The organism is Clostridium sp. AM33-3 (genome assembly GCF_003480315.1).
In the GTDB taxonomy this organism is placed as follows: domain Bacteria; phylum Bacillota; class Clostridia; order Lachnospirales; family Lachnospiraceae; genus Brotaphodocola.
This window is the reverse complement of the sequence record NZ_QUIV01000030.1, coordinates 31,379-40,286: the sequence shown is the minus strand read 5'-3', so window position 1 is coordinate 40,286 and position 8,908 is coordinate 31,379. Positions and strand designations below refer to the sequence as shown.

At 48.9% G+C, this 8,908-nt stretch carries 9 protein-coding genes; all 9 read right to left on the bottom strand.

Annotated features, from left to right (window positions below; genetic code table 11):
- Positions 1-99: 99 nt before the first annotated feature.
- Positions 100-1,443, bottom strand: coding sequence for a S41 family peptidase (locus DW819_RS13925; protein ID WP_118733744.1), 1,344 nt, complete (start codon positions 1,441-1,443; stop codon positions 100-102).
- Between the two features lie 28 nt (positions 1,444-1,471).
- Positions 1,472-2,761: a M23 family metallopeptidase gene (locus tag DW819_RS13920; RefSeq protein ID WP_243025879.1), complete on the bottom strand. Its 1,290-nt coding sequence runs from the start codon at positions 2,759-2,761 to the stop codon at positions 1,472-1,474.
- A gap of 2 nt (positions 2,762-2,763) precedes the next feature.
- The gene (ftsX, locus tag DW819_RS13915) at positions 2,764-3,672 is read right to left on the bottom strand and encodes a permease-like cell division protein FtsX (protein ID WP_118733743.1); all 909 of its coding nucleotides are present in this window, start codon (positions 3,670-3,672) and stop codon (positions 2,764-2,766) included.
- Positions 3,662-4,348, bottom strand: coding sequence for a cell division ATP-binding protein FtsE (ftsE, locus tag DW819_RS13910; RefSeq protein ID WP_118733742.1), 687 nt, complete (start codon positions 4,346-4,348; stop codon positions 3,662-3,664). Before ftsE ends, ftsX begins: the two co-directional genes overlap by 11 nt.
- A gap of 2 nt (positions 4,349-4,350) precedes the next feature.
- Positions 4,351-5,439 (bottom strand): helix-turn-helix domain-containing protein, encoded by a 1,089-nt coding sequence (locus DW819_RS13905; RefSeq protein WP_118733741.1) that lies wholly within the window; start codon positions 5,437-5,439, stop codon positions 4,351-4,353.
- A 146-nt stretch (positions 5,440-5,585) separates the two neighbouring features.
- The gene (locus DW819_RS13900; protein ID WP_118733740.1) at positions 5,586-6,437 is read right to left on the bottom strand and encodes a YitT family protein; all 852 of its coding nucleotides are present in this window, start codon (positions 6,435-6,437) and stop codon (positions 5,586-5,588) included.
- A gap of 78 nt (positions 6,438-6,515) precedes the next feature.
- Entirely contained in the window at positions 6,516-7,106 is a 591-nt protein-coding gene (locus tag DW819_RS13895) for a class I SAM-dependent methyltransferase (protein ID WP_118733739.1), read from the bottom strand.
- 10 nt (positions 7,107-7,116) lie between these two features.
- Positions 7,117-7,950 (bottom strand): S1-like domain-containing RNA-binding protein, encoded by an 834-nt coding sequence (locus DW819_RS13890; RefSeq protein WP_118733738.1) that lies wholly within the window; start codon positions 7,948-7,950, stop codon positions 7,117-7,119.
- Positions 7,951-7,986: 36 nt separating this feature from the next.
- Complete coding sequence (locus DW819_RS13885; protein ID WP_118733737.1) at positions 7,987-8,703, bottom strand: acyl-ACP thioesterase domain-containing protein; 717 nt, start codon at positions 8,701-8,703, stop codon at positions 7,987-7,989.
- Positions 8,704-8,908 lie beyond the last annotated feature (205 nt).

The window sequence follows — 8,908 nt, the reverse complement described above, 5'->3', positions numbered from 1 at the left end:
TTTGGGCATAAAGCAGGGCTGCCGCCCAGCAAAAAATATTTGCTAGTGCGACAGCCCCAAGTATCAGATTATATTCTTTTTTGGTTACCAGATAGGCTTCTACTTTTCCAGCACTTCGATCGCTGCCTGCACCTGATTATCCCGCTCCAGCGGAACATCGTACTGCCCAATGAGATCCTCATCCAGCTTCTGTTCCACCGTTACATCCGGGGTCAGACCTTTTTTATGAAGATCATGTCCGGCCGGAGTATAGTAGTGGGCGGTGGTGATCTTGACTGCTGAACCGTCCGTTAACGGAATCAGGCTCTGTACAATTCCTTTTCCGAAGGATGTAGTTCCCACCAGTGTTGCTGCACCGTAATCCTGCAGGGCACCTGCAAATACCTCTGCCGCACTGGCAGACTGGCCGTTGATGAGCACTGCGATCGGCATATTCAGTTCATGATCATCCGTCTTCGGGAACTCGCCGTCTTTGGTATCTGTCCCGCGCACCTCATGCCTGGTCTCGCCAGCCTGACAATAATAACGTTCCTCCTGACCGGTTTTGGTGGCCGTGGAAAGAATCGTTCCGTTATGCTGATTTTCCGGCAGAATATAAGCTGCCATCTCCACACAGGAGGTTACCACGCCACCCGGATTATCGCGCAGGTCGATGACCAGGCGCTCCATACCCTGCTTTTCCAGATCAGACACTGCTGAAATAAACTGCTCAGCAGTCACCGTATCAAACTGCGTTACTTCCACATATCCGGTCTTATCCGGCAGCATCTGGTGCTCTACGGTAGCAACCTCCACCATACGCCGCTGAATATGAAGCGGTATTTCCTCGCTCCCCCGCAGAACAGTAACATCCACATAGGAGCCTTCCTCACCACGGATATACTCCTGGACCAGAATATCCAGCTCCGCTTCTGCCGCAGATATGTCTTTTACCTTATAAATGATATCCCCCTTCTGCATCCCCGCTTCCTCTGCCGGAGATCCCGGGAATACACGGAGTGCTGTTACAATTCCGGTCTGCACATTTTTGCTGACCAGAACACCAATGCCACAATACACGCCGCTGGTTTCCTCCGTTAAAGAGCTGTACTCATCCGGAGTGTAATAAACCGTGTACGGGTCACCCAGACCGGCCAGCATGCCTTTATAGATGCCGGTCTCCATCTGCTCCGCATCCTCATCAAACAGAAAATACCGATCGATGATCTGCTGCAGCACGGAAACTTTCGCATCAACCTGCTTTAAATTCACCTGGGTACGCACGGCATCGCTGCCGGAGCCCGCTGCTGTCGTATTCTGTGCCTGATTTTCGATCACAGTGCGCCCGATCACGGATATGCCGGTTGCCACACCTACGATACCAAAGCCTGCCAGAGCAGTTACAAGGGAACCTGCTAAAACGCCTTTCCAAAATTTTGACTTGCCCTTATTTTCTTTCTCCAATGATGTCACCTCGTCTGTTTCTGAATCTTTACGGGCTTACGTAAGACTGCGGATTCACATAGCGTCCGCCGGAGCGGATACCGAAATGCAGATGTGAGCCGGTAGAATAGCCGGTAGAGCCGACTTTTGCAATCGTCTGTCCCTGTTTTACCGTCTGGCCTTCCGATGCCAGCAGCTGGGAACAATGCATATATACGGTGTATACACCACCGCCATGACTGATCATAATGTAATTTCCCGCGGAATAGCTGTAGGTAGACACCACAACGGTACCGGACGCCGCTGCCGTGATCGCCGCACCGGTAGATGCAGGAATATCGATACCCTGATGGTTGCTGGATGCTCCCTTGGTCGGTGAAGTTCTGCCTCCGAAACCGGAAGAAATCCGGCTGCTGGATGGGCACGGCCACTTAAAGCTAATATTCCCAAGACTGGCAACATTATACGAAGCCGCCTTATCAGTGGCAGAAACCTTCTTTCCGGCCGCCTCTGCTTTCTTTCTGGCTTCTTCTTCTGCCTTCCGGGCTGCTTCTGCCTTCTTGCGCTCCTCTTCTTCCTTGCGCCTGATCTCTGCCTCGATCTGCTTAATCTTGTTCTCCTGGGCTGACAGATCCGCATTGTACTGGTCTACCTGGCCCTGGGCAGTATCGATCTGACTCGCATAATTCTGCATCTCTTTATTCTTCTGGGCACGCAGCGTCCTGACAGACTCCTGCTTTGCCTTTGTCTGCTCCTGCATTGTCAGAAGCGCTTCCCGGTCAGTCTTTAATTTCTGTTCCTCGTCCGCGATCGTCTGGCGGGTTTCCTCGTACTCGTCCATCTTTTTGCGGTCATAATCTGAAATTTTGTTAATATATTCAGCGCGGTTCATGAGCTGTACCATATCTGCGGACTGAAACAACATATCGATATAGCTGGTATTGCCCTGCTCATACATGTATTTGATGCGCAGCTTCATATCCGCATACTGCTTATTTTCTGTCTCCTTCGCCTGCTCCAGCGCCACGCCGGTATCGGAGATCTCCTGTTCCTTGGTCCCGATCTGGGCAGAAAGCTGATCCAGCTCTCCCTCCAGTTTTGTCAGACTGCCATCCAGCTCCTTCACGTATGCGGCCGCGTCGTTTTTCAATCCTTCCAGATTTTTAATGGTAGCCTGTACCTTTTTCTTTTCTTCTTCAATGGAGCTAACCTTCTTTTTGGCCGCCTCCACATCCTGCTTTGTTGCGTAAACTGTCTGGAATGAGGACATGGCAATTATCGTGCCCAGCATTGCTGCCAGCATACGTTTTTGTATGTTTTTCCATTTGTTTTTATGCATCGTTACACCTTCATATACTTGCGAATGGTGAAAAAGCTTCCAAAAAATCCGATTCCCACACCCAGGATCAGTGCTGCCCCGATCAGCAGCGGATAGATTTCACCAACCGGTACAAAATAAAACAGGTTGGAGAGCACATGAAACCGCTCAGACAGATACACAATTCCTTTTGTATAGAGGAAATAGGTTCCTGCCAACGGGATCAGCGCGCCAATAAGGCCGATCATCACGCCCTCAACGATAAACGGTGCACGGATCATGAAATTTGTAGCACCGATCAGGCGCATGATCTGGCACTCCTGTCTGCGGAATGCCGCTGCTACGGAAATAGTGTTGTTGATCAAAAACAGGGATACCGCCAGAAGCACACCAATGATCAGGGAAGACAGGACACCGATCACACGGTTGAAGCCTGAAAAACCGGCGACCGCCGAGTTGGAATAGTTCACCTGGCGCACGCCATCCAGCCCCTGTAAATACGCAACCAGCTCATCCTGTTGGGAAATATCGTTTAAAAAGATCTCATAAGAAGCAGAACCAGCCAGCGGATTGTCTTCCGCAAAGCCCTCGGCCAGCTCCTCATGGCCTGCAAAATACTCTTCCTTAAAAGAATTCCAGGCATCTTCCGCAGAAATATAATACATCTCGCGGATTTCAGGCCGCTGGTGGATGATCTCGCCAAGCCCCTGGATATCCTGCTCTGTCAAATTTTCATCAAACAGCACTGTAATTCCAACCGTGCTCTCCACATGCTTCACCATATACCGGATATTGGCAATAATGGAAAAAAACAGGCAAAACAAAAAAATACATGCAGAAATCGTCGCCACAGAAGCAAGCGAAAACCAGATGTTTCTGCATATATTCTTCATGCCCTCTTTTATGCAATACCAGAATGTACTAATCTTCACGGTCCGATCCACCCTTTCTCTCGTCACTTACCAGACGTCCCTTGTTCAGGGTGATGACACGTTTGCCCATCTGATCTACCATTTCCTGACTGTGGGTTACGACCACAACTGTAGTGCCAAGCGCGTTGATCCGTTCCAGTAGCTTCATGATCTCTGCCGCATTCTCATGATCCAGATTTCCGGTCGGCTCGTCGGCCAGAAGTACCTCCGGACGGTTGATCAGCGCACGGGCAATCGCTACACGCTGCTGCTCTCCGCCGGAAAGCTGGTGTGGGAAAGACTTGTACTTGGAGGAAAGTCCCACCAGTTTTAACATGCGCGGAACCTCTTCGCGGATTTTTCTCGGAGAGGCACCTACCACGCGCTGGGCAAATGCTACATTTTCAAATACGGTCCGGTCTTTTAAAAGCCGGAAATCCTGAAACACCACGCCCAGACGGCGGCGGTATTTGGGAATATAACGGCGCGGCATCTTCTGAAGATCCATATCGTTTACAACGATGCGTCCAGACGTAGGTTCTGCCTCTTTCAGCAGAAGGCGGATCAGGGTTGATTTTCCTGATCCGCTCCGTCCCATGATAAAGACAAATTCTCCGTCCTGGATACGGATGTCGATATCCTTCAGTGCCTTGCTTCCGTTATCATACGTTTTGCTTATATTACGAATTTCAATCATGATTAATAGTCCAGGTTCTCCATGTATTTCATGTACTTTACAACCATAAGTGCGATCTTGAATGTAATCGCATCCTCAAAAACACGAAGGTCCAGTCCTGTGCTCTTCTGCAGCTTGTCAAGACGGTACACCAGGGTATTTCTGTGGATGTAGAGCTGACGGGATGTTTCGGATACATTTAAGCTGTTCTCAAAGAACTTGTTGATGGTGGTTAAGGTTTCCTCGTCAAACTCATCCGGAGATTTGCCATCGAAGATCTCGCGGATAAACATGCGGCACAGCGGCAGCGGCAGCTGATAGATCAGGCGGCCGATTCCCAGAGTTCCATATGCAACCACATTCTTGCCATTGTAAAAGATCTTGCCGACATCCAGGGCCATCTTTGCTTCCTTATAAGAGCGGGACACTTCCTTGATGTCGTTGACCACAGTACCGTAAGCCACGCGCACCTTGGTCATAGCCTCAGAGCTTAACATATCGAGGATGACACTGGCGGTCTTCTCCAGATCTGCGTAGTCCTCATTCGGCTTTACTTCCTTTACCAGGATGATGTTTTTCTCATCTACCGCGGTAATGAAATCTTTCGTCTTGGTGGCAAACAGACTGCGGACTGTCTCAAGCGCATTGATATCTTTCTCCTGCTTGGTCTCAATGAGGAATACAACCCTGCGCACATTCGTCTCAATATGCAGCTTCTTTGCGCGGTTGTAAATGTCTACCAGCAAAAGATTATCAAGAAGCAGGTTCTTGATGAAGTTATCCTTGTCGAAACGCTCCTTGTAAGCCACCAGAAGATTCTGGATCTGGAACGCTGCCAGCTTTCCTACCATGTAAACATCATCGCTGCTGCCCTTGGCAAGCAGGATATACTCTAACTGATGCTCATCGAACACCTTGAAAAACTGATATCCCTGGATCACCTGGCTGTCTGCCGGTGACTCCACAAAGGAAAGAATGGAATTCTCATACTCTTCTGCCTCTGGAAATGTAGAAGCCAGCACCTTTCCTTCCGTATCACAGATACACAGATCAATTCTGGTGATCCCCTTCAGTCCGTCAATGGTTGTCTGAAGAATCTGGTTTGAAATCATAATATTCACTCCTTAATCCTAATTTCGTAATACCGCCCCGTTTTGTAAAATCGCACAAACTTGAAAGGACCTTTATCGTATATTTTAATGCACCTCGCAGAAAAAAGCAAGCAAGTATCCAATACTTGCCTGCCTTTTTTAAGGTTTTATTGTCTATATTCAATAAAACCTTCTCCCAAAACCTCCCGCGCGTCACTTACGATGACAAAAGCTTGTGCATCATGACCAACTATAAGCTCCTTTAATTGTGCAATTTCTTTTCTCGATACAACACAAAACAGGACATCTTTCCGGTTTCCGGAGTACATTCCCCTTGCATCCAGGGCTGTCACACCACGATCCATCTCTTTTAAAATAGCTGCTGCGATTTCTTTACTCTTATCCGAGATGATATAGGCCACCTTGGAATATTTCATACCTTCAATGATCCCGTCTGACACCTTAGAAACCGAATAGATTGCGATCAAAGCATAAAGGGCATAGGTGATGCCAAAAACTCCTGCTCCGATCAGAACAATAATGGCATCTAGCACCTGCATGATCTGGGCAATGGTGTAATGCGGCATCCAGCGGCGGATCAGCGCCGCCAGCATATCAGTTCCGCCCGTCGTTGCCTGGCAGGCAAATACAATGCCGGCCCCGGCCCCGGTGATGATTCCTCCGAACAGTGCCGTCAAAAACAGATCATCCATCAGAAACGGTATTTCCGGGATCACATACAGCGATACAGAAAGCGCAACGGTTGCCACCAGCGTACGCCTGATAAACTTCCAGCCCTTTAACCTTGCTGCCGCCGCAAACAGCGGAACGTTGATTGCTGTATTCGTCAGCCACAGCGGCACACCAAACTGCTTTTTTAAGATGATGGCTACACCAGAGGCACCTCCCGTAACCAGCCCCATGGGATCATAAATGTTTTTGATCGCAAACCCCATAATTGATGCCCCGATCAGGATCAGAATGTAATCCCGGACCGGTGACCTTCCCCTGACTCCCATAATACCTCCTTATCACACCGGCGAAACACTGCCGATTTGGCAACCGGCCTCCGCTTTGCCGGATATGCATGTATTCGGTCAGGAAATCTTTTTCGCAAGTACATTCAGGAGCTTGTCTCCTTCTTCCCTGTCTTCATCCTCTGTAGTCCAGAGTTTCAAGATTTCCAGACGTCCGGTCTCGGTCAGAATGCGTTCCAGCTCTTCCCGTGTATACTCACAGAAATATCGGCCGCTTCTCTGTCCCTCAAAGTCCCCTTCCTGGAAGGAAAGGAATAAGATTCCGTTCTGGCACAGCGCCTCGGTCAATTTTTCCAGGATACCTGGCAGTTCATCCTCCGGCACATGGATGAGAGCTTCATTCCCCCAGATACCGTCAAAGGCATCATCAAACTCCATGTCCGCATAATCCATGCACAGTACCTCCAGCCCGGTGTGGATCTCTGCCAGCTTGCACATCTCCTCCGATGCATCCAGCGGGGTCACATCAAAGCCCTGCTCGTAAAAAGCCAGACTGTCGCGGCCGGAACCGCATCCGAGATCCAGAATGGTGTCGCCGTCGATTTCCCGGAGTTCCTCTAAAAACTCCTCGCGCTGCGGCTCCATATCCCGGTCTACTGTATCCTCAAAAATTCGCGATGCATACTTATTATAGTATTCTATCGTGTCCAAAACTATCCTCCTATATTCTCTCTATCGTTTTTTCTGTAATACGAACTTTATTTTCTTTCAATAATTTGCCGACTGCGCGCTTAAATGCATTCTTGCTCAACTTGAATTCGCGCATAATGGTCTCCGGTCTTGCCTTATCATTAAACGGCAGCACACCGTCAAACTCGTCAATGACCTTTAACACCAGTTCTGCGTCATCATCCATCTGCATATAAGCTTTCTGGCGCGGACTCAGATCCAGCTTGCCGTCATCTCTCACTTTTACCACACGAGCCTCGATCACATCACCCAGACGGAAATCTCCGTAAAGTTCCTTCTTGGGAATAAGTCCGTAATAGCGGTTATCTACAGCCACAAACGCGCCGAGGTTCTCATTGATCTCGTAGATGGTTCCCTGCACTTTGTCATCCTTCTTGTAAGGAGATTCTGCGCTCATATAGGAATACACATTCATGGTAGCAGCCAGTCTCTGGCTCTTGTCCACATAAAGAGCCACCAGGCAGTTTTCTCCCTGACGCACCTTATGATTCTGCTCTTTAAACGGAAGCAGCAGATCTTTTTCCAGTCCCATATCCAAAAAAGCGCCGATCTTTGCCACATCCTTGACTGTCAGTACGGCAGTCTCCCCAACCTGCAGCTTCGGACGGTTGGTGGTTGCAATGAGGCGATCCTGGGAATCCTTATATACAAATACTTCCAGGCTGTCGCCTACCTTTGTGCCTTCCGGCACCTGCTTTTTCGGCAGAAGTACCGAGTTCTTGTCCTCTTTCTTCTCACCAAGATACACTCCGAATTCTTTTTCTCTCTGAACTACAAGAAGCTGTATCTTTCCTAATTCAATCATCTGGTTCTCTCTTTCTGGTCGTTCCTTCACAACCGGTTATCTGCCTGTCCGCAGCCATACAACTGCATAAGGCCTTCCTTCTGTATCACACAGAGCCACTGTATAGCAGTCTGCCTCCGCGCTGACACGCGGAATGATCTGGTCTCCGAGGATTGCTGCTTTTTTGTATTCCACCCGGAGTTCCCGGATAAACAGCCCTGCCGGCAATACCTCACGCGCGATTTCTACATACTGGGCATTGTTCACATGGTGGTTGGTATCAATGTGGTGTGCTGCCACCGCAATGGCCGGAAATTCCTCATATTCATCCGGAAGCGGAATTTTTCTCGGCGCATAGTCCATAGAAAGCTTTTTTTCCTGTCCCACGCCATACCCCCGGATATCTTCTTCTCCAACACGCACAGGAACACCGTGCTCCGTGTCAAAGAAAAACCAGTTGGAGTTGGCCCGCACCAGATAACTGCCCTCCGGATCCTGAATCGTAAAATTACGATATCCGTAGATGCCCTTAAAATCATAGGGCCAGGTGCTTACCACAATACGTTCTCCAAGCTTCGGATAACGGTCCACAACGATCTGCCAGGAAGATAACAGCCATGCACGGTGCTTCTCTGCGAGATAATCAATTCCCATGTTTAAGTCCTCCGACTGAAACGTGGAGCAGTCCTGCATGTAATTGATCACTCCGGTCAGGGAAAGCTTCCGGTCTTCGTCCACCTCGCTGTAACGAACTCTGCTGTCAAAAGAATACATGGTTTGCCCTCCTTTTCGGTCATACCGCCTGTTACAGTTCCATCATAAATAACCCTTTAAAATAGAAACCGCCTCTTATTATCTCACATTCCGTAAGGATTCACAACTGTTTTTCCGTAAAAGAATGCAGGAAAACAGATTTCCGTTCCATGCAATTTTCTATCATGCAAAAAAGGCTCCCGAATCTCGGAAGCCTTTTAAACAG

Excerpts from the sequence above, each read along its gene's own strand:
- DW819_RS13920 (WP_243025879.1), bottom strand. The coding sequence starts at position 2,761 with ATGCATAAAAACAAATGGAAAAACATACAAAAACGTATGCTGGCAGCA.
- ftsE (WP_118733742.1), bottom strand. The coding sequence starts at position 4,348 with ATGATTGAAATTCGTAATATAAGCAAAACGTATGATAACGGAAGCAAG.
- DW819_RS13905 (WP_118733741.1), bottom strand. The coding sequence starts at position 5,439 with ATGATTTCAAACCAGATTCTTCAGACAACCATTGACGGACTGAAGGGG.
- DW819_RS13900 (WP_118733740.1), bottom strand. The coding sequence starts at position 6,437 with ATGGGAGTCAGGGGAAGGTCACCGGTCCGGGATTACATTCTGATCCTG.
- DW819_RS13890 (WP_118733738.1), bottom strand. The coding sequence starts at position 7,950 with ATGATTGAATTAGGAAAGATACAGCTTCTTGTAGTTCAGAGAGAAAAA.
- DW819_RS13885 (WP_118733737.1), bottom strand. The coding sequence starts at position 8,703 with ATGTATTCTTTTGACAGCAGAGTTCGTTACAGCGAGGTGGACGAAGAC.